The organism is Ruegeria sp. O11, from assembly GCF_056535285.1.
Genome location: NZ_JBQERS010000006.1, coordinates 116,969 through 139,220 on the forward strand (window position 1 = coordinate 116,969; position 22,252 = coordinate 139,220).

Here is a 22,252-nt window from a genome sequence, read left to right on the forward strand (position 1 = left end):
TGGCCCTATAAACATCAAATCCGAGGCAGGAAAAAGGGCCATTCATCATGCGTCGCCTGATACGCGTTTTTGTATTTATCGCCCTTGCGTGGAGCGCGTATTGGTTTGTGGCCGGTTACGGGCTGCGCAACGCACTGACCGGTTGGTTTGACAGGCAGCAAGAACTGGGCTGGCAGGCTGACTTCTCAGACGTGACAACGGCCGGATATCCGTTTCAACACATCACGCGCCTAGACAACCCCGCTTTGGCCGATCCAGTTAACGGAACGGCATGGAGCGCGGATTGGATCGAATTCCAAAGCCCAGCAATCTGGCCTGGCCGTCAGATGCTGCGCTTTGCTAGCACACCACAGCGCCTGTCCTATTTCGACCAGACCACAACCGTTCAGGCTGAGGAGCTACAAGCCGAACTGCACCTCCAACCTGGCGTCGCACTGGTGCTTGAGAAAATGGCGCTGACTTCTGAACGCTGGTTGCTGACCACCGAAGGTGATCCGCAGGCTGGTGGTCAAACGCTGGGTCTTGTGATGGAACAATCCGGAGCACCCGAAAGCTATGGGATTACGGCAAATGTCGACGGATTTACACCCGGTGATGATCTGAGGCGTCTGATGCGTTCAGCCTCGACCCTACCGCAATCGTTCGAAACACTTGAGCTGGATATGTTTGTCACTTTCGACAAACCTTGGGATCGCTCGGCGCTTGAGCAGCGTCGCCCTCAACCCGTCGAGATCGACCTGCGTTTGGCAGAGGTGAAATGGGGAGAGTTGCGCCTGTTCGCCACCGGAGAATTGGATGTAGACGAACAAGGCATCCCAACCGGTGAAATCGCGATGAAGGCGGAAAACTGGCGCGATATGATCGCGATGGCAAATGCTGCAGGCGCACTTCCTGATCAGGCAGTTGATGCGGTGACCCGCGCTTTGGGGTTCATGGCCGGTTTGGGCGGCAATCCGAATGCGCTGGATTTACAACTGAATTTTCGCGACGGGTTCGTCGCCTTGGGGCCTTTGCCACTGGGCCCTGCACCCCGGCTGGTTCTCCGTTAACGGCAATAAGTACCGTTGCGATACCGCGCAGTATCAAGGTGGAAATGATCCCGATGATAGCGATCCGAGTTTGGCCCCAGAACCGTGCCAAACGGCCCACAAGCGCCGCGCCAGACTTTGGTTAGTTGTTTCTTGGACGGATTCTTGCGCCAACCATCCAGGACTGTCACCACCTCACCATCCGCCATCTTGAAACCCGATATGTCGATGGCGCGCCCCTTGCCGTGTTCGGATATTCGCGCCCCTTTGCGGTTGTTCCGCGTTCGACAAGCGTAGTGCGCGGCGACCTGCAGTTCGACCACCGGACCACGTCGTTTGAATGTGGGTATAACGGCTTTGTCGACCCATTTGTTCAGAGCCTGCGCTGTTCCGCAATCCATCGTTGAAGGGCGGCTTAATTTGACCCCTGAAACCGACGTGATCTGAACCGCGTCTTTGATCCCACAGGCTTTGATCTTGCCATTAACACGCCCGACCGCCTTGCCCTGTATGTCGATGTCACCGCACACCGAGGTTTTGCGCAGCTTGCGTTTCTTGAAGAGAACTTGCTGTTCCAATTGTTCTGGTCGAACAAATGGCCGGATCGAATTCTCTGGCCCCAAAAATGGGAGATCAACGGGTCGGGCCGCCGCGGCTGTTACCTGAGGTGAAGAAGGCCTTAGGATGGGACGGATGTTGGAAGTGACAACGGTTTTAACCACCTCGGAGTTCACTGGGCGTGTCAGCGGAACAAGAGAGGCTTCAGGCGCAGCGGAATGTGAAGTCGTTGCCGTCAATACGACGAAACCTATCAATAAGCTGCTGCTCAAGCCTCTCATGTCGATGTCTTTCCCCGCCCAAAATCTGGTGCATCCGTGTCCTGCCCAGCATCGATAATGCCTCGGCGGATTGCCCGAGTGCGCGTAAAGTAGTCGAACAATTGCTCTCCGTCACCTGTGCGGATAGCCCGTTGAAGTGCAAAGAGTTCTTCGGTGAAACGCCCTAGAATCTCCAGCGTCGCGTCCTTGTTGGTCAGAAAAACATCGCGCCACATGGTCGGATCTGAGGCCGCGATTCGCGTAAAGTCGCGGAAACCGGCGGCCGAGTATTTGATGACTTCCGTGTCTGTAACCCGCCGAAGATCATCTGCGACACCTACCATCGTGTAGGCGATCAGGTGCGGAGCATGCGAGGTAACGGCAAGAACCAAATCATGGTGATCAGCGTCCATCTCATCGACATTCGAACCCATGCCTTCCCAGAAAGCGCGCAGTTGCGCGATTGCGCCTATATCTGAACCTTCTACCGGCACCAGCAGACACCAGCGGTTGTCAAACAGCTCGGCGAAACCAGCTTCGGGGCCGGAATGTTCGGTTCCGGCTAGAGGGTGGGCAGGAATGAAATGGACCCCATCGGGGACGTGCGGCGAGACAGCCTTGATCACATGACGCTTGACCGACCCGACATCCGAAACTGTTGCACCCGGCTTCAGAACTGGTGCGATATCTTCTGCCACGGCTCCCATCGCCCCAACAGGAACACAAAGGACCACCAGGTCAGCATCTTCGACTGCCTCTTGCGCGGTATCGCATACCCGGTCGCAAAGTCCGATACGACGCGCAGTCTCACGTGTCGCTTCAGATCGGGCATAACCCGTAACTTCGCCTGCAAGCCCGGCGCGTTTGATCGCCCAGAACATGGAGGAAGCGATTAGGCCCAGCCCAATCAGCGCCACACGGTCGTATATCTGGGTCATGCAGCGCCCCCTTTGAACGCGGTAATGGCTGCAACCACGCGGCGGCAGGCGTTTTCGTCACCTACGGTAATCCGCAGAGCGTTTGGCAGGTTGTAGCCCGCAACCCGCCGAACGATCAAACCCTGAGTTTTCAGGAAATCGTCACAAGCCTCAGCCTCGTTCCGATCAGCAAAGCGGGCGAGTACGAAATTGGTGCAGGAGGCATCTGAAGCCACTCCAACCTTGGCCAGTTCCTCAGACAACCAAATGCGAAGGCGCGCATTCTCTGACTGGCAAAACCGCAGATATTCTTCGTCGCCTACAGCGGCTTCTGCGGCTGCCAGTGCGGTCAAAGATAGGTTGAAGGGCTGCCGGACGCGGTTCAGCACGTCGATTATCTCTTTCGCTGCATAGCCCCAGCCAACGCGCATGCCCCCAAGACCGTACACCTTGGAGAATGTTCGGGTCATGATGACGTTGCTAAACTTGTCAACCAGCCAAGCCCCACCATCGAAGCCGTCGACAAATTCTGCATAGGCGCCATCCAGCACCATTAGGCAATCGTTGGGCAAACCCTGCGCCAACCGTACCAACTCTGCGTCAGAAACCATTGTTGAAGTCGGGTTCCCTGGATTGGTTACAAAGACAATCCGTGTCCGGCCTGTGACCGCAGCAAGGATGTTATCCACGTCCACTCGGCGATCCCGCTCGGAAACCATGACCGGGGTCGCCCCAGCCATGCGCGCGATGATTGGGTACATGGAAAACCCATGCTCGGTATAAATCACCTCATCGCCCGGCCCGGCATAGGCCTGCGCTACGAATTGCAGCACCTCGTCACTGCCGACGCCGCATATAATACGGTCCGGGTTCAACCCATGCTTTTCAGCAATCGCGTTGCGCAGGCTGGCGTGATCGGTGCTGGGATAACGATGCAACGAAGCTGCGCTATCGCGCACGGCCTCGATTGCCTTGGGGCTTGGTCCGAAAGGGTTTTCATTGGAACTCAGCTTGATGACTTCAGCCACGCCCTCAACATGTGACTGCCCGCCCTGATACAGTGCGATGTCCATAATGCCGGGTTGTGGGGTGATCTGGTTCATGAGGGGCTCCAATAACGTGGCCCCTCTTACCCTTCTCATCGCATTGAGAAAAGCGGCAATTCCTTCAGACCGCCTCGAAGCAGGTCATCGCCGGTTCAGCAGAATGAAATGCCCGGATATCCTCGGCTCAGCCCTTGCGATATCGCAACGCTCACCGATGGGTGCCTCCTCGGATCCGCCTCTTCATCTGGCTCAAAATATCTCGGGGGAGTCGCAAAGCGACGGGGGCAGAGCCCCCCAAATAAAAAAGACCGCGCTGTAAGCGCGGCCCCTAAACTCTACAGGTCGGCGAAGATTAGTTCTTCGCGTAGAATTCGACGACCAGGTTCGGTTCCATCATAACCGGGTAAGGCACATCACTCAGGCTAGGTGCGCGCACAAACGTTGCAGTCATTTTCGAGTGATCCGCATCGATGTAGTCTGGGACATCACGCTCGGCCAGAGCAGCCGCTTCCAGAACAACAGCCAGTTGCTTGGACTTGTCACGTACTTCGATCACGTCGCCTTCTTTGACGCGGTAGCTGGGGATGTTGACCCGCTTGCCGTTCACTTTGACGTGGCCGTGGTTCACGAATTGACGCGCGGCAAACACGGTTGCAACAAACTTGGCACGATAGACAACAGCGTCCAGACGACGTTCCAGCAGACCGATCAGGTTTTCACCGGTGTCACCGTTCACACGAACAGCTTCGGCGTAGATGCGGCGGAACTGCTTCTCGGTCAGGTCGCCATAATAGCCTTTCAGCTTCTGCTTGGCACGCAGCTGCAGACCAAAGTCCGACAGTTTGCCCTTGCGGCGCTGACCGTGCTGGCCGGGGCCGTATTCACGACGGTTGACCGGGGATTTCGGACGACCCCAGATGTTTTCGCCCATCCGGCGGTCGATTTTGTACTTGGCAGACGTGCGTTTGGTCACGGCTGATCTCCTTCGTTTGGTCGAGGCCACATTGGCCACTATGAAGGGCGTTGTCCTCTTGAGGTTTCCCCCATGACAGGCATCCCCTTGCGGGGGCCACCAACACCAATGAAGCCGCGCTTATATCTGCAGTTTTACCAGAGTCAACATGCCGAACCGAACAGTCGGGCCGTTTTTCGTATTATTCATACAATTTTCAGCGGTGCGGCCTGCTATTCAGCGGCAACACCCACGATTTTTGACATATCTGCGGGAATTGCGATCACCCCAGCCGCAGAACCGGGGAAGGCAATCACCTTACTGTCATCGATAAATCCAATATCGGCGGGCACCACATTCTCAGCCGCCTCACTGACCCAAAACTCCTGATCCGCTTCGGGGCATCCGTCCTTGAAAATCAACATCAGAGAAGAACCACCGACAATTTGCACAAGCTCGGCAGTGAATTTCTGCGCTCCATTTGTCAGCTCGACGAGCGAGCCCTGAGCTACAGCAAGCGGGTCAAAAGCAACATCCGCTCGTGCCGCCAGCGCTGATACAACATTTGAGTATGCATCGTTCTGAACATAAACATCAGCATCTGCCGACAATTCGATCTTGCGGCCCCGCCAAGACCAAGCTGCACCGACAACCATATGGGCAAGAGGCGCCGCCTCAAGCCCGTCAATCTCTGTCTGCGACCAAGATATCGCTACCTGACCGTTAAACCCGGTTCCCATATACCCGCCCGTACATTTACTCGCCTACTTTTTATGTTGCATGTGTATCAGTGAAAAAATGGGCGGAAAAGAGACCGAAATGCAGCATTCACAAAAATGTTGCCAAAGAACAAAGTCACTTTGAGACTTAACCCGTTTCGCCGCCAGGCTACATGACTGCAGCCCTACAAATATCAAATAACTCGAGTACCACAGTCGGCCGATCTTGTGATTGAAATTCCCGATGGGCGCGTTGAAGCAATTGGCAAGGGTATCCGGTCCTAAGGCCTCAGCGAAAGCACTATCAATGAATTGTCATTGCTGTGGAATCGCCCCTAGTGCGTGGAAGTAGCATAGACGAGACCTGAATTCGGAAAGCAAGCGCGACAGGTCTAACTGGAACATTCCCTTTGACGAAAGCATGCATTTTGCCCAGCGACGACCAGCTGAGGTACATCGTTGGCTATAAGGTCAAAGGTTTTCACCGGCATACACGCACAGGTTGGTTTAAACGTTCAATTTGATACCATATTTTTTAGAAAGAACTCTTGGCTTCACGAATAATCCATTTCAAGGGAACTTCTGTTGATGATCAGTCGCATTTTAGTCGTCGGAGCACTAACCGTTGCCGGCGCAGGAAGTGCCAGAAATGAAGAGGCCCTTGGGCTACCCCGGGTTCAATGGCACGATCGAACTGAATGTCAGGGATTCTGAATCCGATTGGGCTCGGGTCGCGCCAAAGGCTTCCGCGGAAGGTGTCCCGAATATCCTCTTTGTGCTATACGATGATACCGAACTGAGTGCCTGGTCCACTTATTGCCCGTCCAAAGATCTGGCTGATCAGGCAATCCAGATGTTGCGGGATCAGAACTCAACCAACCTGTACATGGCAGCAGCCTTGAGAATCCGATGGGCTGGCAATGAGCCCTATCCACGAAACGATCCAGTGGAGTGGGAAAGCTACCCAGAAACCCTGCAGTGGATAGTTTCACTTCCTATCAAGCGGTACTCTCAAGGCCGGACGGCAGGTACCTCACCGCGCGCGACGCCGCGCTGAAGGTCCGCGAGATCCAGATGACCCGTGCCGAGGAACGCCGCATTCTCGAACGCGGGAGTCTGGACCCTGTCGCGGGCGGCGAGATTGCCGCCCGGCCCGTCTCCTCCCTGTGGAGACGATTGTTGATGAGAAGCGCTCCGACCTGAACGGGGTACCTACTACTCCTGCCGCAGTCACAAATCTCAGCGGCATTAACCCCCTTTAACATCCTATCGGGCCGGAAACGCTTCAGTTCACCTGACGTTCCAGAACGGTGCTGTAGGTCGTTCCGTTCCGCAGGCTACGGAAATCGGCAAAGATCTTGCCGTCCTCGTACCGCGCATCGATCAACGCATTCGCGCCAATCACCAGTGGCGAAGTTTCAACGATGCCGATCGTGCCCGACCCATCGAGGCTGATGGCTCCGGTGGCCTCGTATTCGTTCCATTCGGTATCACCCTCGCGACGCCACTTGCTGGGGCCCCAGAAGACATTGTCTTCTTGCATCTGGACGTCGAGCATCCATTCGGCTTGATTAAAGCGGGGCTGATCACCCTTGTAATAGTGGCTGGGCTGCACGGTCGTATAAGACCCGACCCATGTGCCACGCAGGTCCGGCGTGGTATCGGCCAGTGCTGCGGTTCCGAGGGTGAGGCTGGTGGCCAGAGCGGCTGCTCCGGCAGTCATGTATCTGGTCATGGGGATCTCCTCCTGAAAGCGACCCATTGGAGTTCAAATGCGAACATCCTTGCTGTGGCCTACAGATTGGGCGGAGGTGTGCCGGTTACAACTTACCTAAGGGAAACTTCATAAACCGGTAATGTTTGCGTCAGGCCCAGGCCAGCGCAGTGCCGAGGATGACAAGGCCGATGCCTGCCGCCTCGCGATACGAGAAGTTCTCGCCAAACAGAAAGAATGAGGCGATGGCGATCAAAACAACCTCGGCCCCCAGAATGCCGGTATAGATGATCCCCAGCCGTTCCTCACGCAGCGCGGCAAGCTCCAGTGTCGCCCCGGCCAGCAGGGTTGCGACGATCAGCAGACCGAGACCCACACCGGGGAGTTTCCACCAGAACTTCATCGCGATCATGGCAACGGAATAGAGACCCGCCGATCCGAGGGCGATGATGGGGATCATGGATGTGGACATCTGCGCCTCCTGCCGAGGGTTCCGTTGGGTCGAGTGTAGCAGGTGGGTGAGGTTGGGGCTGTGAGGTGGGTCACAGTGTGGGTGATGGGTTAAAAACCCATCCTACGTAGGGTGGGTTTTCAACCCACCTATACGTCCATAGGGCGGGCTTTAGCCCGCCAATCCGAGCGTTCGATATCTCGCGCCTTGGGTTTGAGCCGGAGGGGTGGCGGGCTGAAGCCCGCCTTGCGATTGGTCAGTAGAACCGAGGGCACCGACCGACCCGAGGGGAGGCGCAAACGCGCCGCCCGTTTTACCGGAGGCAAACCTTCGGTTTGACGGAGGCGGGTCGGCGCAGCCCGACGGTGCCGCCGGGCGGGTGGGTTGATTTAACCTCAACGTTTTTTGATGAGGTTATTCGATTGAATTAAGTCACACCACACCATTCAGGCGAACTATCGACAATTGCGCACACCTAAAAAGAGAATTACTTAGGGGAAAACTCTGTGAGGAATCTTGCGAATGCCCAATATGTCTTGGAAAGACGCTATCGAGCAAGTTCTAGCCAACGCTGGCGAGGCCATGCACTATAAAACCGTCGCTGAAGAAATTGACAAACAGAATCTCCGGAATCAACTAGGGGCAACTCCAGCAAACTCAGTTTATGCAACGATTCACCTCTCAATTAAAAACGACGGTGAAGCAAGTCCATTCATAAAAACAAATCCGGGCACATTCATGTTAAAAAAGTTGCCCTCACAAATGGCTGTGGAACACTCCGAAACAAGCGAAGATGAAGATGCTGAACCGAGGAAAGTTGTCAAATGCGCCGGTATGTTTTGGCATGCAGACAAGGTTAACTGGAAATCCAAACCGAAAATCCTTGGCCAACAGCAACAGGGCGCCAAGGAAATCAACTTTAGCGACCAAGTAGGTATCTACCTTCTACATGATCGATCCAGAGTAATTTATGTAGGACGCTCAACGGACCGTCCTTTAGGGCAGAGACTTTATGAGCACACGCGTGACAGGCTCAATGGTCGGTGGGATCGCTTCTCTTGGTTTGGTTTGAAAGGAGTTCAGGACTCAGGGAAACTGACAGAACCGCACTTCTCCACAAACCAGAATGAGATCATTTCATTGATGGAAGCTATCTTAATTGAAGCACTTGAGCCGCCTCAAAACAGGAAAAGAGGCGACGACTTTTCTGACATCGAATATCTACAAGTTGCTGACACCGAGAAAAAGAAGCAAAGGAAAGAAGCTCTAGCCAAGATGCTTTTGTCAGATATCGACGAAGATTGAAGCAAAGCTAAGTCAACGAAATGTGCCTCATTATTCCACCGTGTGGGCACGCTAATAGGCTGCGCCAACCGCTTTCGCGCACTCGCACTTAAAATGAACTAAGAGTCCATCTTCAGCGCTGAAATAAACGCCTCCTGCGGGATATCCACCTTCCCGAACTGACGCATCTTCTTCTTACCCGCCTTCTGCTTGTCCAGCAGTTTGCGTTTCCGCGTGGCGTCGCCTCCGTAGCATTTGGCGGTCACGTCCTTGCGCAGCGCCGAGAGGGTCTCGCGCGCGATGACCTTGCCTCCAATGGCGGCCTGGATCGGGATTTTGAACATGTGGCGCGGGATCAGGTCTTTGAGTTTTTCGCACATCGCCCGGCCCCGCATCTCGGCCCGGTCGCGGTGAACCATGGTCGAGAGCGCGTCGACGGGTTCGTCATTCACCAGCACCGACATCTTGACCAGATTATCCTCGGTATAACCGGTCATCTGGTAGTCGAACGAGGCATAGCCCTTGGTCACCGATTTCAGGCGGTCGTAGAAGTCAAAGACGACCTCGTTCAGCGGCAGGTCATAGACGACCATGGCGCGGGTGCCCGCATAGGTCAGGTCCAGTTGGATGCCGCGGCGGTCCTGGCAGAGTTTCAGCACGTCGCCGAGGTATTCATCCGGAACCAAGATGGTCGCCTTGATGCGCGGCTCCTCGATATGGTCGACCTTGGACGGGTCAGGCATGTCGGCGGGGTTGTGCAGCTCGATCATCTCGCCGTCTTTCATGTAGACGTGATAGATCACCGAGGGCGCGGTCGTGATGAGCTCGATATCGTATTCGCGTTCGATGCGGTCGCGGATGACCTCAAGGTGCAGAAGGCCCAGGAAGCCGCAACGGAAGCCAAAGCCCAGCGCTGCCGAGGTTTCCATTTCAAAGCTAAAGCTGGCATCGTTCAGCGCCAGCTTGTCGATCGCATCGCGCAGGTCTTCGAATTCGGAACTGTCGACGGGGAAGAGGCCGCAGAACACCACCGGCTGCGCGGGTTTGAAGCCGTCCAGCGCGTCCTCGGTGCCGTTGCGGTCATTGGTGATGGTGTCACCAACTCGGGTGTCGCGGACCTGTTTGATTGAGGCGGTGAGAAAGCCGATCTCACCGGGGCCAAGGCTGTCGACCATCTCCATCTCGGGGCGGAAGACGCCAACGCGGTCGACATGGTGCAGGGTGTTGTTTGACATGAACTTGACCCGCATCCCCTTTTTCAGCGTGCCGTCCATGATGCGGACCAGAACGATAACGCCGAGATAGGCGTCGTACCATGAATCCACCAGCATCGCCTTGAGCGGCGCATCCAGATTGCCCTGTGGCGCAGGCAGTTGCTGCACGATGGCTTCCAGCGTCTCGTGGATGCCCTGCCCCGTCTTGGCAGAGACCTGAATGGCATCGGTTGCGTCGATACCGATCACATCCTCGATCTGTTCGGCCACACGATCACAGTCGGACGCGGGCAGGTCGATCTTGTTCAGCACCGGCACGATCTCATGATCGGCGTCGATGGCTTGGTACACATTTGCCAGCGTCTGCGCCTCGACCCCCTGGGTGGAGTCGACGACCAGCAGCGAGCCCTCGACCGCGCGCATGGAACGGCTGACCTCATAGGCAAAGTCCACGTGGCCGGGGGTGTCGATCAGGTTCAGCACGTATGCCTCGCCATTGTCGGCGGTATAGTCGATGCGAACCGTGTTGGCCTTGATGGTGATGCCGCGTTCACGCTCGATATCCATGCTGTCGAGCAGCTGTTCCTTCATGTCGCGATCCTTGACCGTTCCGGTCTCTTGGATGAGCCGGTCAGCAAGGGTGGATTTGCCATGGTCGATATGCGCGACGATGGAGAAATTGCGGATATGAGCGAGGTCTGTCATGGGTTCGGGATATGGCCATGTTTTTTCGGGTTGTCGAGACCTTTATCATCCTCAGGGTCTGAGGATCCGCAGCCGGAAACCAACGGAATCCGCGCGTTCCAGCAACGGCAGAGATACGGTGATAACCGGTCAAGTTGCCCCCAGAAATACCTGTGAATTTGACTCGCACGGCGCGTTTAGGGTCAAATTGAAAATGCCCGCCGCTGATGGATAGTGCGACCTGGCATTAAAAACATCTTATATTTCAATATTTAGGAGACTTCAAAATGAGTTTCATGGAATGGGTTCAACGCCGACTGCTGGCGCATGATTTCAACCCCGGCGTAGTTGATGGCGTTTGGGGGCGCAACACGCGCAACGCCGTGGTCGCGTTTCAGATGGCGCGCGGCATCTCGCCTAGCGGGCAGTTGGACAATTCAACCGTCGCCGCGCTAAGGCTGGACCCTAGCCTGCCGGACGGAACGCCCTTGCCGCCATCCACGAAAAAGGCCGTTAAAGAACCCGGTCGAGACCTGCTGGATTACTTTCCCTGGATGACCTTGGCGATCAGCAAGAAAGGCTTGCACGAGGGGCACGATAATGTGGAATTGCGCAAATTCCTAAAATGCGACGGACCAACCCTTGGAGACCCGGCGAAACTGCCGTGGTGTGGGGATTTTGTGGAAACCTGCGTCGCGGTTTCTGTTCCCAACGCACCGCTGCCGAACAATCCCTATCTTGCGCGCAACTGGTTGAAATTTGGTATGACCGTCGATGCTTGCTTTGGCTCGATTCTGGTCTTTTGGCGCAGCAGTATTGCGGGCATAAAAGGCCATGTGGGGTTTTATTATTCCGAAGACAGCACCCACTACCACGTTCTGGGCGGCAATCAGTCCAACAGTGTTTCAGTTTCGAAAATCGCCCGAAACCGGTTGCTGGGTGCCCGACTACCATCGCTCGGAGGCCCCTATCCCCGAAAGGTGATAAAGGGCAAAGCTGATTGGAAAATCACGGATGACGAATTCTGACAATGACTGATGGCTTTGTAATTAATGGGCGAGGCCGTTCTGAACGGCACTGACAGAATTTGATCTGATTGCAGGTCTGATGCGATCAGATCGAACGCTTTTGGCACCATGCTGCTGTGCGGCTCGCGCCAAGCAGGTGGATCTTGTTATGCATAAGGCCTTTTGCTCCCGGCACTCAGTTGATGGATGGTTTTTGCGCGCGACGCGCCGATCCAAAAATTGTTATGGTTGGCGGCATTGAACGGTGCCGGGCTGAAGCCCGGCCTACGGGGTGGGGTGTTTCCGACTCGTGTATTCACTTTTTCGAACCACCCAATTGATCCCGAATCCACTTTGATTCATAATTCGCCGCAGACCGAGAGGGGCATAAGACCCGTCCGGGCAGGCAAAAAAACGAGGCGAGTATGAAACAGTTCCTCTTAATCGCATTTTGTGCGGCATCGGTGACGGCGGTGGCCCACACAGTGGACGCGGCGCAGATCAAGCGGGCGTGTTTGGCATCAGACCGTGAGGCGGCGACGCGGGCGCGATGCACTTGCATTCAGCGCGTGGCGGATCAGGCGTTGACGCGTGGCGATCAGAAGACCGTGGCCAAATGGTTCGAAGACCCCCATCAGGCGCAGGAGTTGAAGATGTCGCAGACCGCGCGCGATGATGCGCTGTGGGATCGGTATCAGAACTTTGGCCAGATGGCGCAGGCGATCTGCAGCTGAGCCAGAGGCAATCCTTGACCTGATGCACGCTGCGCCTCAAAAAAGGCGCAGCGAAAGGTATGTGCGATGGTGATGAAAGGGCTGACCCTGCGGGGCCTTGAGGTGTTCGAGGCACTGGCACGGACGGGATCGGTGGCGCAGGCGGCCGAGATCACGGGGCTCAGCCAGCCGTCGGTGTCTCAGCAGTTGCGCAATCTGGAAAAGGCTTTAGGCACCGATCTTGTCGATCACGGACGGCGACCGATGCGGCTGACGCAGGCCGGGCGCAGTTTTCTGGCGCGCACTCAAGCGGTGCTGGGTGAGCTGCAAGTGGCGCAGAGCGAACTGGCGGTCATGGATCTGGGGCATCTGACCACTCTGTCCATCGGATTGATCGACGATTTCGACAATGATCTGACGCCCAGGCTGGCCACCCTGCTAGCCGATAGTCTGACTCGGTCGAAATTCAAGCTGATCACGCTGTCGAGCCTCGATCTGTTCGAAGCACTGGAGGCGCAGCGGTTACACATGGCTGTCTCGGCCCATTCTGGTGAAGTATTGGAAGGTGTCGTCGAATACCCTCTGGTCCAAGACCCCTTCATTTTGGTCGCGCCCAAGGGCGCCGAGCAGCCGATGCAGGACCTGCCCTTCCTGCGCTACGCCCGCGAACAGTTGATCAGCCGCCAGATCGAAGGTCATCTAGCCCGGCAGCAAATGGAGTTTGAAGAACGGTTCGAAATCGGCTCGCATCTGGCATTAATGGCGATGGTAGCGCGGGGCTTGGGCTGGGCAATCACCACACCGCTGGGCTATATGCGCGCCGCGCGGTTCCATGACGGGCTGGAGGCGCACCCTGCTCCGTTTGGCGAGTTCGCGCGCAGAATCTCACTGATTACTCGCTCCGACTGGTCGGATCAGGTGCCGCAGGAAGTGGCGGATATGATTAAGCGACTAATGCAGAGCCAGATTGTTGACCCTGCTTTGGCGCAGTTGCCGTGGCTGGACGGGCAGCTGAAGGTGATAAGTTAATCAAGCATGAATGGATCGCACCGCCGCCTGAACTGCATTTTTTGTCAGCTCAAGGTCCATCTCGGAAATCGCCAGTGAAGGATAGAGTTTGCCGGGCGACTTGAAGATGCCGTGGCGTCGAAGCGTCGCATTATAGGCTTCGTTACGCTTTGGGTCGTCATGCTTGGCGGTCCGATAGTCTCTGCAAACACTGGTTGTAAAAAAGATGTCAAACAAGGTCTCATCACCACAGATTAGATGCGGAATATCAGCCTTGCTCAACTCCTCACTTTGCATGTCTTGCAGCTCTTTTCCGATGGCGCGCAGGCGGTCATAGCTGCCCTCGCGGCGTAGGATGTCCATCGTCTTAAGGCCGGCTGCGGCAGCGATCGGATTGCCTGACAGTGTGCCAAGCTGCATTAGCCATTTGTTCGCGCCGACAATAGATTTGTCGAAATGCTGCATGATCTCGGTATTGGCCCCAATGGCGGCCAGAGGAAAACCGCCGCCGATGATCTTGCCCAAGGTGCAGATGTCTGGAGTCACTCCATAGCGTTCCTGTGCGCCGCCATAGGCCAGCCGGAAGCCCGTAACGATTTCGTCAAAGATCAAGAGGACACTGTATTTGTCGCACAGGTCGCGCAGCCCTTGCAAATAGCCGGGCAAGGCGGGAATTATCCGCTGCAGTGGCTCTACGATAATCGCGGCAACGTCCTTGTTTTCGGCCAGCAGCGCCTCGACCGCGGTCAGATCGTTAAACGGGGCGATCAACATCTGATCAGCGACCCCTTGCGGGATGCCCGCGCTGTCGGGAATAGCTTGGGGGAAGTTGATGCGGACTTCGGGCGCAAGGCTCATCTGTGCTTCGGCGCTCATCCCGTGGTATCCGCCTTCGAACTTCAGGACCTTGTCGCGACCGGTATAGGCGCGGGCAAGACGGATGGCGTACATGTCGGCCTCGCCACCCGAGGCCACAAACCGGACCTGTTCGCAGCACGGCACCGCCTCAACAATCGCCTCGGCCAGTTCGATGCCCTTGGCATTGTTAGCAAAGAAGGTCATGCCCTTGGGGAGTTGCTCAAGAACGGCCTCTATGACTTCAGGATGGCCATGCCCCAGAAGCATCGGGCCAGAGCCGATCAGATAGTCGACATATTCGTTCCCATCCTCGTCCCAGACACGGCTGCCTTCACCGCGCGCGATGACTATGCCGGGATCGAAATTGCCGAAGCCTCCGGCAGGCAACACGGTGCGGGCACGGGCGATCCAATCGGCTTGAGAGGTCAGTTTATGCATAGGTCAGTCCAGTTCAAGAATTGGGGTACCAAGGATGTCCGGATCGGGCCTCACCCCAAGCCCGGGGCCTTCTGGTGGTGCAATACGCCCATCCTTGCGGGACGGACAATCCGGCGCAATGCGTGGCCCTACATAGGACGACAGATCGCAGGTGTTCAGTAGGGCATCTCGCGGTGTCGAGGCGGCGAAATGCAGCGATGCGGCGGTGACTATGTCTGATCCCCAAGTGCATTCCGCGCAGATCTCGGCCCCCAGATGAACAGTCAGATCACGCGCGCGGCGCATCGCGGACAGCCCGCCGAATTTCGACAGTTTCAAGGCGACTGCGTCCAGCACGCCCAGTTCATGCGCGTGCATGAGCGACGCCTGATCATAGGCATTTTCGTCGATTTTCATAGGCAGACCAGTTGCCTGTCTTACAGCTGCACAATCTTCCAGCGTTTTGCAGGGCTGCTCCAGCATAACATCCAGATGTGCCACCGCGCGTCCCGTCCGAGTGGCCTGAAGTTTTGTCGCCCCGCAGTTCCAGTCGCCATAGACCAGTGGGCCGTCGCCCACGGCCTCGCGTACCTTGGCCAACCGTTCGGCATCTGCTTGCCAGTCGGCGTCGGCCCCAAGCTTGACCTGAAACTGTCGGATACCCGTCGCATAAGCCTGACGCGCGATCCGCGCCATGTCGTCGGGTGCGATGCAGGTGATCGAGTGATAGAGCGGCATGTCAGCTTGGGTGCGGCCACCAAGCAGTGCGTAAAGGGGCTGCCCGCTCGCTCTGCCGAACAGATCCCACAACGCCATGTCGACGATAGATTTCGCATAGAAATGTCCTTGCAGGAACGCATCCAGTTTGCGCATTGGGGCATCAATGCCGAACGGTTCGACTCCAAGGATTTCGGGTGCCATTTCCTCGATCGCACCGGGGACACCATTGGCGAAGGCGGGCAGGTAATGCGGGATCGGGCAGACCTCACCCCAGCCTTTCTTTCCGTTATCGGCCTCCAGACACAGGACATGGCTTTTGACCGTGTCGCAGGTCTTGCCCTCGGCCATGTAGTAAGTCTCATGGCTGGTCAGATCGACAGACCATAACGAAATGCGAGAGATTTTCATGATATGTCATTTCCATCAGTCAGTTGCGGCCCGGACTCGAACTGATTGCGCCAGAACACCAGACATAGAACCGAGTCTGCGCCCGTCGTCATCGCGTGAGGCTGGTTAGAGGCGTGGAACGCAGTGTCGCCAGAGCTCAGCCAGCGCTTAGCTTGTCCGGCGCGTAGAAACTCTGCCTGCCCGGCAAGCACTAGATAAAGCTCTTCCGCGGGGTGATGATGCCACGGATAGTGCAGATGTGGCGGCACATAAACCAGCCAGACACGCAGTTGGTCTGATGCAAAGCCGCCCTGATCGCCGACCAGACAGAAGCAGCCAAACCGATCCATGAAATCATCGCCTATCCCGCTATCTCGATAATGCTCGAGCCAGTGCGCGTCGCAGGCAAGCGCAAGCACAGCGTCACGCAAGGTCGAGACTGTCCCAGACCGCAACGCTTGGTCAGTTGCCAGCAAATCAAGCGGGGGCAAGGCCCGCGCCGTGACCTTTTGTGGCACAAGATCAGTCGGAAATGAACTGAACTCCGCAAGAGTGGGGTGGGTACGAAAGCAGCGGGCAAGCTCGACTGCTGCGTGTGTCCAGAACTGTGCTTGTGTCACGCGATCTCCCTTGCGTCGGTTCTGGGCTTTTCGGATTTGGGATCGTAGGCGGGATCGCCCAGCACACGGGCTGCGCGGCGGATGCCGTGGATCACCACTTCAAGCGCCGTGCCGGGAGTGGCGGCGTGAGGTTTGACATAGGCAAAGGCCAAAATCTTCCCGACTGTTGGGCCAAAGGCCACCGACGCTGTGGCTCCGACCACCTGCCCGTTCAAAATCACCGCCTCACCGCCGTGGCCGTCCGCTTTACCGTCGGGCTCGATTTCCAGATAGGCGCAAACCCACGGCAAGTCGGTGTTCAGCGTCTTGTCCCGGCCCAGAAATTCCTTGTCCGTTTGGGCAAAGCGCAGCAGGTCGGCCTCGGCCAGTGTAACCTCGTTGGTCAATTCGCCAGCGCCCTTGAAGCCCTTCTCCATACGCATCGCATTCATCGCGAAGCTGCCGTAATCGGCAATGCCGTGTATCTCACCCGCAGCCCACAGCGTAGTGTAGACATCAAGGCTGGCGTCATTAGGCATGTGGAATTCCCAGCCGAGCTCGCCCGCGTAAGACATACGGAATGCCCAGATATTGTGACCTGCAACCGTGATTTCCCGCGCAGACAGCCAGCGGAACCCGGCATTGGACAAGTCGGCATCAGTGCAGGCGGCCAACACGTCACGTGACTTGGGACCGTTCAGGGACAGGGCACTCCACTCGGACGACTGTGCCGTTATCGTCACATCTTCCTCTGCACGCTGATGGTTCAAGTGGTCCAGCAGGCGTTGTTCGAAGAAAGCGGCGCAGACCAGATAGAAGCTGTCTTCAGCCATCCGCACAATCGTCGTTTCCAGCTCGATCCGGCCAGCGCGGTTCAGCATGTAGGTCAGGGTGATCGAGCCGATCTTCTGCGGCATTCGGTTGGCGGTCAGCCGGTCCAGCAATGCGTATGCATCCGGCCCTTCGACCAGCACCTTTGCGAAGGCGGTAACATCCATGATGCCGACGCCGGTGCGCACCGCATTCACCTCGGCCGCGACCATATCGTCGACGGGGGAACGGTTGAAGGAATAGTGGTCGCACTGTTCGATCCCCTTGGCGAAAAAGCGTGGGCGTTCAAAGCCATAGACCTCTTCATGCACGGCACCTTTGCTTTTCAGCAGATCGTGCAAAGGGGACGGCTTGATCGGGCGTCCGGCCAGACGGTTGAAATGTGGGAAGGGGATTTCGTGGCGCAGGCAGTAATCCTCTTCGGCCTTCACTACCTGCCAGTCCTTCGTGGCATAACTGCCAAACCGGCGCGGGTCGAATTCGCGCATCGAAATGTCGGCCGCCCCATGCACCATCCAGCGCGCCAGCTCGCGGGTCAGGCCGGGCCCCCATCCAATGCCGATCTGAGTGCCGCAGCAGCACCAGTAATTGCGCACACCGGGTGCCGGGCCGATCAGCGGGTTGCCGTCTGGGGGATGGCTGATCGCGCCGTGCACGACGCGTTGAATGCCCATATCGGCAAAGATCGGCATCCGGTTCAGGCTTTCTTCCAAATACGGCATGACACGGTCATAATCCGCGTCAAACAGCCAATTCTCGTAATGCCACGGGCATTCATCGTGCCAGACCGAGTTCGGGTTTTCTTTCTCGTAAATCCCGATCAGGCCCTTTTTTTGCTCCATCCGGATATAGCCCGAAACTTTCTTGTCGTCGCGAATGACAGGTAGCTCTACGCCGAGGTCCTGGAACTCGGGCACCTCGTCGGTCACGAAGTAATGGTGCGTCATCGAGGTCATGGGCAATTGCAGCCCCGACCATTCGCCCATCTGCCGCGCATAGGTGCCGCCGGCATTGACGACATGCTCGCAGGTGATTGTGCCCTTCCCGGTCTCAGCCACCCATTCGCCATTGTCAGCTTGCGTGATGTTGGCGGCGCGGCATTGGCGGATGATACGCACGCCCATTTGACGGGCCCCGGCGGCCATCGCCATCGTGACATTCGTCGGGTCCACGTGACCGTCATCCGGCGTGTGAAGTGCGCCCAGAACACCACTGAGGTTATAGAACGGGTGCAACTCGGCCACCTTTTCCGGCCCAACCAGTTCGATGTTGAAACCCAGCGAACGACCCACCGATAGCGTATGGCGCAACCAGTCCATTTCGTCTTCCGTATAGGCTAGGCGAAACGACCCGCAGCCGTGCCATGTCACCGGCTGGCCTGTTTCCGCTTCCAATCCACCGGAATAGAGGCCGATATTATAGTCCACGCACTTCCCCAACCCAAAGGACGAGGTCGAATGTGTGATCTGTCCGGCGGCGTGCCATGTGCTGCCCGAGGTCAGCTCGGCCTTTTCAAGCAACACCGTTTCCTCACCCCAGCCTTCATGCCCAAGATGATAGGCCAGCCCGACGCCCATGATGCCTCCGCCGACGATGACCACGCGTGCGTGGGATGGAAACTCACTTGCCACGACAACATCCTTTTCGAGTCGTTTTCCTCTCGACAGGCTAAGCAAACAAAAATACCATCGTCAATCATGAATGGGACAAATGTATCAAATACGATTCTCGAGCGTCTGGCCGATGAGCTTTCCGAGCTGACGCCCGAGGCACGCAAGGCAGCAACCTATGTCTTGGAAAACCCCCGTGATGTGGGGGTGTCGACGGTGCGCGAAATCGCAGAGGCTGCGAATGTCAAACCCAACACCGTCGTGCGCATGGCCCGTCAGGTCGGGTTCGAAGGCTACGAAGATTTCCGCGCGCCCTTCCGCGATGCCATCCGACGCGGCGCCGCCGACTTCCCGGACCGCGCGCGCTGGCTTCAGGACATTCGCAAATCGGACGATCTGGGCGGGCTGTATGCCGACATAGTGCAGGACGTGCTGCGCAACGTCGAAGAGACCTTTGCGGGTATCTTGACCGACGACCTGAAGACGGCGGCCGAGGCGATCTGGGCCTCGCGCAATGTGTTTACCCTTGGCGTGGGCGTCAACAACTCGATCGCGCGCAATTTCACCTATCTGGCCTCGACCGGTATGAAGGAGTTTCACGCCATCCCGCGTCCGGGCTCGACCCCTGTCGATGATCTGGCGTGGGCAGATGAAAGTGACGTGCTGATCGCGATCACCTGCAAACCCTACCGGTCCGAGGTGGTCAAAGCCGTCGAGATAGCGCGCGAACAGGGCATGATCATCGTCGCTCTGTCCGACAGTCCCGCCAGCCCGATCCTGCGTCTGGCCGATCATGACTTCGTGGTATCGGTCGATACACCGCAATTCTTCCCGTCCTCGGTCAGCATCATCGCGCTGCTCGAGACGCTTTTGTCATTCGTCATCGCCGTTGCCAGCGACGAGATCGTCGAACGGGTCGAGAAATTCCACAACCGTCGCCACCAGCTGGGACTGTATCACGAGGAGAAGACATGACCGAACCCATCAGGTCTTTGGCCGCGCGTTATTACACCGATCCCGATATTTATGCGCAAGAAATGTCCGGCCTGCTTGCCCGGACATGGCAATTCGCGGGCCATGTCAGCCAGCTTCCCAATGTCGGCGACTATTTCACTTTTGAAATTGCGGGCCAAAGCCTGTTCTCGATCCGTGGCCGGGACGAGGTGATCCGCACCTTCTATAACGTCTGCCAACACCGTGCCCACGAAATGGTCACCGGGACTGGTAACACTCGTGTGGTGGTCTGCCCCTATCACGCCTGGACCTACGAACTGACTGGACATTTGCGCGCGGGTCCAAACATCAAATCCGTTCCGGGCTTTGACCGCTCTGAGATCTGCCTGACCGAAGTCCGGACCGAAGATTTCCATGGCTTTCTTTTCGTCAACCTCGATGACGATGCGGCGCCGATGGACGATTGGTTCCCCGGTGTCCGCGAAGAGATCGCCGAATTCGTTCCCAATGTCGTCAGGCTTGCCCCTCTGGAATGGGTCGAGGTGCCTGAGAACTGCAACTGGAAGGTCTCGGTCGAGAATTACTCAGAGTGCTACCACTGTCCCATTAACCATGCGACCTTCGCCGAGGGTGTAATTAAGCCGGAAACCTATGACATCCAACCGGATGCGGACGGCGGATATGTTCTGCGCCATACGACCGAATGTCAGCCAATGGAAAAGATGACCTATCCCGTGGACATGTCGGTGCCCCATGCAGGGGATTATCAAAGCTGGTTCCTATGGCCCATGTTCTCATTCCAATGCTATCCGAGCAATGTTCTGAACACCTACCACTGGCGTGCCCACGGCCATGAAAACTGCACCGTCTGGCGCGGCTGGTTTACGCCGGAAGGTGCTGAAAGTGAGGTAATCCGGGGTCTTGCCGCTCAAGATCGCGAGACAACAGTAAAAGAGGACATCAACCTCGTGGAAAGCGTGCAACGTGGGTTGAAATCTCGTGGTTATCGCCCCGGTCCCCTTGTGCTGGACCCCAACTGCGGGGTCAGTTCAGAGCATTCCATCGCTGCATTGCAGCGCTGGATGCGTGAGGCTGTAGATGGTCAAGAACATTGACGCACAATGCACCAACATATTGATCGATCTGTAATGAAGGCCTACTGGCTAAGCTACATTGATCGCGCGTTGGTCAACGGCATAGCCAGCCGGATCGACGCGTTGAACCCTGGCACCGACAAAAAGCTGGCCGAGTGTGCGCTTACGGATGCGGGCAACGTTGTCAGCGCCGATATGGCTGCAAAACGCGCGCATCTATCAGGTGCCTGTCCGATCTGCGCCCAATCGAACATGGTCACATGGTACAGGCCATGGGAGACTATATGCTGACCCAAATTATTGCCAATGGCACATCTTATAGTTGGTCGGCGGTGTTTTCACCTGCAACCTCGACTGCACAACGACGCCGCCCCCCAAGATGCGCGAAGCCTTGTGGAACTATGTACAAACCAAAAACGTCGCCATCAATCTGAAGGACTAGACCATGAGCGTATTTGACGAAGATCTGTTTCTGAAAGGGCTCGAACAGCGTAAAAGTACGCTGGGGGCCGAATATGTCGAAAAGAACTTGGCTGCAGCAGATGATTTCACTCGCCCGTTTCAGGAGGCCATGACCGCGTGGTGTTGGGGCTTTGGCTGGGGGGATGACGTGATCGACGCCAAGACCCGGTCGATGATGAACCTCTCGATGATTGGCGCACTAGGCAAAATGAATGAATGGGAGACCCACTGCCGCGGGGCCATCAATAATGGCGTCACCAAAGAAGAAATCCGCGCGATTATTCACGTGATTGGAATTTATTGCGGCGTGCCGCAGGCGTTGGAGTGCTTCCGTGTGGCCAAGACGGTGCTGGAGGAGAGTTAGAAAGCGCAAGCGCTGAACCTTACACTTGGCGGTCTCGCGCCACAACGCCGCAGACTAAATCGCACAGACAGTTTCCGAAGTAGTGCCCGGATGTGTTGTGCCGCAAGCAAAGAAGTTCACTGTTTAAGAAACGATCCTCCTCTGGGCGTGCGAGTCGATAGAACATTGGACTTGGTTTAGTGACAGTTCTAGAAGGCGCCGCGAAGCAGTAAAATCGCGGAAGGGATGATCAACTTCGGCCGCCTTCGATCCACACTGGGTCCGCAATAGGGATAATTGCTGCCTTCCAGAGCGACAGCGACATTCTGCACTCCGGCCTCTTCTGGCGCTTTCGCTGACTGATGCGCCAATGACCGAGGTTGGACGCCGCTACTGTACACTTGGTCTGCATCCAAATGGGG

Annotated in this window: 22 protein-coding genes; 10 read left to right on the forward strand and 12 right to left on the reverse strand. The window is 56.7% G+C overall.

What is annotated here, in order from left to right; genetic code table 11:
- Positions 1-47: 47 nt before the first annotated feature.
- A complete protein-coding gene (locus ACRZ91_RS13405) occupies positions 48-1,049 on the forward strand; it encodes a DUF2125 domain-containing protein (RefSeq protein WP_170541397.1) in 1,002 nt (333 codons plus the stop codon).
- On the opposite strand, the gene ACRZ91_RS13410 is transcribed toward ACRZ91_RS13405, so the two are convergent.
- The 5 genes from ACRZ91_RS13410 to ACRZ91_RS13430 all read right to left on the reverse strand — a co-directional run bounded on the left by ACRZ91_RS13410 (position 1,046) and on the right by ACRZ91_RS13430 (position 5,501).
- Positions 1,046-1,867 carry an extensin-like domain-containing protein gene (locus ACRZ91_RS13410; protein ID WP_480906134.1) on the reverse strand — a complete coding sequence of 274 codons (822 nt, stop codon included), beginning with the start codon at positions 1,865-1,867 and terminating at the stop codon, positions 1,046-1,048. The genes ACRZ91_RS13405 and ACRZ91_RS13410 overlap by 4 nt on opposite strands.
- Positions 1,864-2,784: a prephenate/arogenate dehydrogenase family protein gene (locus tag ACRZ91_RS13415; RefSeq protein ID WP_480906137.1), complete on the reverse strand. Its 921-nt coding sequence runs from the start codon at positions 2,782-2,784 to the stop codon at positions 1,864-1,866. The genes ACRZ91_RS13410 and ACRZ91_RS13415 overlap by 4 nt, the downstream gene beginning before the upstream one ends.
- A complete protein-coding gene (gene hisC, locus ACRZ91_RS13420) occupies positions 2,781-3,866 on the reverse strand; it encodes a histidinol-phosphate transaminase (protein ID WP_480906140.1) in 1,086 nt (361 codons plus the stop codon). The genes ACRZ91_RS13415 and hisC overlap by 4 nt, the downstream gene beginning before the upstream one ends.
- A gap of 295 nt (positions 3,867-4,161) precedes the next feature.
- Positions 4,162-4,782 (reverse strand): 30S ribosomal protein S4, encoded by a 621-nt coding sequence (gene rpsD / locus ACRZ91_RS13425; RefSeq protein WP_480906143.1) that lies wholly within the window; start codon positions 4,780-4,782, stop codon positions 4,162-4,164.
- Between the two features lie 212 nt (positions 4,783-4,994).
- Complete coding sequence (locus ACRZ91_RS13430) at positions 4,995-5,501, reverse strand: hypothetical protein (RefSeq protein WP_170541409.1); 507 nt, start codon at positions 5,499-5,501, stop codon at positions 4,995-4,997.
- Positions 5,502-6,129: 628 nt separating this feature from the next.
- Between ACRZ91_RS13430 and ACRZ91_RS13435 the strand changes: the two genes are divergently transcribed.
- Positions 6,130-6,537, forward strand: a complete 408-nt coding sequence (locus ACRZ91_RS13435) for a hypothetical protein (RefSeq protein ID WP_480906146.1) — start codon at positions 6,130-6,132, stop codon at positions 6,535-6,537.
- A gap of 228 nt (positions 6,538-6,765) precedes the next feature.
- Here the strand turns inward: ACRZ91_RS13435 and ACRZ91_RS13440 are convergent, their stop codons facing one another.
- Positions 6,766-7,215 carry a hypothetical protein gene (locus ACRZ91_RS13440; protein ID WP_480906149.1) on the reverse strand — a complete coding sequence of 150 codons (450 nt, stop codon included), beginning with the start codon at positions 7,213-7,215 and terminating at the stop codon, positions 6,766-6,768.
- Between the two features lie 130 nt (positions 7,216-7,345).
- Positions 7,346-7,666, reverse strand: coding sequence for a hypothetical protein (locus tag ACRZ91_RS13445; protein ID WP_058277004.1), 321 nt, complete (start codon positions 7,664-7,666; stop codon positions 7,346-7,348).
- A 501-nt stretch (positions 7,667-8,167) separates the two neighbouring features.
- Between ACRZ91_RS13445 and ACRZ91_RS13450 the strand changes: the two genes are divergently transcribed.
- Positions 8,168-8,950: an HTH domain-containing protein gene (locus tag ACRZ91_RS13450; protein ID WP_480906152.1), complete on the forward strand. Its 783-nt coding sequence runs from the start codon at positions 8,168-8,170 to the stop codon at positions 8,948-8,950.
- A gap of 98 nt (positions 8,951-9,048) precedes the next feature.
- Here the strand turns inward: ACRZ91_RS13450 and lepA are convergent, their stop codons facing one another.
- Complete coding sequence (lepA, locus tag ACRZ91_RS13455) at positions 9,049-10,848, reverse strand: translation elongation factor 4 (RefSeq protein WP_170511302.1); 1,800 nt, start codon at positions 10,846-10,848, stop codon at positions 9,049-9,051.
- A gap of 266 nt (positions 10,849-11,114) precedes the next feature.
- Between lepA and ACRZ91_RS13460 the strand changes: the two genes are divergently transcribed.
- The 3 genes from ACRZ91_RS13460 to ACRZ91_RS13470 all read left to right on the forward strand — a co-directional run bounded on the left by ACRZ91_RS13460 (position 11,115) and on the right by ACRZ91_RS13470 (position 13,576).
- Entirely contained in the window at positions 11,115-11,855 is a 741-nt protein-coding gene (locus ACRZ91_RS13460; RefSeq protein WP_480906156.1) for an NlpC/P60 family protein, read from the forward strand.
- Positions 11,856-12,259: 404 nt separating this feature from the next.
- Positions 12,260-12,568 carry a hypothetical protein gene (locus tag ACRZ91_RS13465; RefSeq protein WP_170473067.1) on the forward strand — a complete coding sequence of 103 codons (309 nt, stop codon included), beginning with the start codon at positions 12,260-12,262 and terminating at the stop codon, positions 12,566-12,568.
- Between the two features lie 66 nt (positions 12,569-12,634).
- A complete protein-coding gene (locus ACRZ91_RS13470) occupies positions 12,635-13,576 on the forward strand; it encodes a LysR family transcriptional regulator (protein ID WP_170541429.1) in 942 nt (313 codons plus the stop codon).
- On the opposite strand, the gene ACRZ91_RS13475 is transcribed toward ACRZ91_RS13470, so the two are convergent.
- Genes ACRZ91_RS13475 through ACRZ91_RS13490 form a run of 4 tightly spaced genes read right to left on the reverse strand, consistent with a single transcriptional unit; the run spans position 13,577 to position 18,998 of the window.
- Entirely contained in the window at positions 13,577-14,851 is a 1,275-nt protein-coding gene (locus tag ACRZ91_RS13475) for an aspartate aminotransferase family protein (protein ID WP_480906159.1), read from the reverse strand. It lies immediately after the preceding gene.
- A gap of 3 nt (positions 14,852-14,854) precedes the next feature.
- Positions 14,855-15,958, reverse strand: a complete 1,104-nt coding sequence (locus tag ACRZ91_RS13480; protein ID WP_480906162.1) for a mandelate racemase/muconate lactonizing enzyme family protein — start codon at positions 15,956-15,958, stop codon at positions 14,855-14,857.
- A complete protein-coding gene (locus ACRZ91_RS13485) occupies positions 15,955-16,557 on the reverse strand; it encodes a dimethylsulfonioproprionate lyase family protein (RefSeq protein WP_170703349.1) in 603 nt (200 codons plus the stop codon). The genes ACRZ91_RS13480 and ACRZ91_RS13485 overlap by 4 nt, the downstream gene beginning before the upstream one ends.
- Positions 16,554-18,998 (reverse strand): FAD-dependent oxidoreductase, encoded by a 2,445-nt coding sequence (locus tag ACRZ91_RS13490; RefSeq protein ID WP_480906166.1) that lies wholly within the window; start codon positions 18,996-18,998, stop codon positions 16,554-16,556. Before ACRZ91_RS13490 ends, ACRZ91_RS13485 begins: the two co-directional genes overlap by 4 nt.
- 66 nt (positions 18,999-19,064) lie before the next feature.
- Here ACRZ91_RS13490 and ACRZ91_RS13495 point away from each other — a divergent pair, with 66 nt between their 5' ends.
- The 4 genes from ACRZ91_RS13495 to ACRZ91_RS13510 all read left to right on the forward strand — a co-directional run bounded on the left by ACRZ91_RS13495 (position 19,065) and on the right by ACRZ91_RS13510 (position 21,851).
- Entirely contained in the window at positions 19,065-19,952 is an 888-nt protein-coding gene (locus ACRZ91_RS13495; protein ID WP_480653044.1) for a MurR/RpiR family transcriptional regulator, read from the forward strand.
- Positions 19,949-21,046: an aromatic ring-hydroxylating oxygenase subunit alpha gene (locus tag ACRZ91_RS13500; protein WP_480906170.1), complete on the forward strand. Its 1,098-nt coding sequence runs from the start codon at positions 19,949-19,951 to the stop codon at positions 21,044-21,046. Before ACRZ91_RS13495 ends, ACRZ91_RS13500 begins: the two co-directional genes overlap by 4 nt.
- Positions 21,047-21,052: 6 nt before the next feature.
- The gene (locus ACRZ91_RS13505; RefSeq protein ID WP_480906172.1) at positions 21,053-21,316 is read left to right on the forward strand and encodes a hypothetical protein; all 264 of its coding nucleotides are present in this window, start codon (positions 21,053-21,055) and stop codon (positions 21,314-21,316) included.
- A 154-nt stretch (positions 21,317-21,470) separates the two neighbouring features.
- Positions 21,471-21,851 (forward strand): carboxymuconolactone decarboxylase family protein, encoded by a 381-nt coding sequence (locus ACRZ91_RS13510; protein WP_480906175.1) that lies wholly within the window; start codon positions 21,471-21,473, stop codon positions 21,849-21,851.
- Positions 21,852-22,252 lie beyond the last annotated feature (401 nt).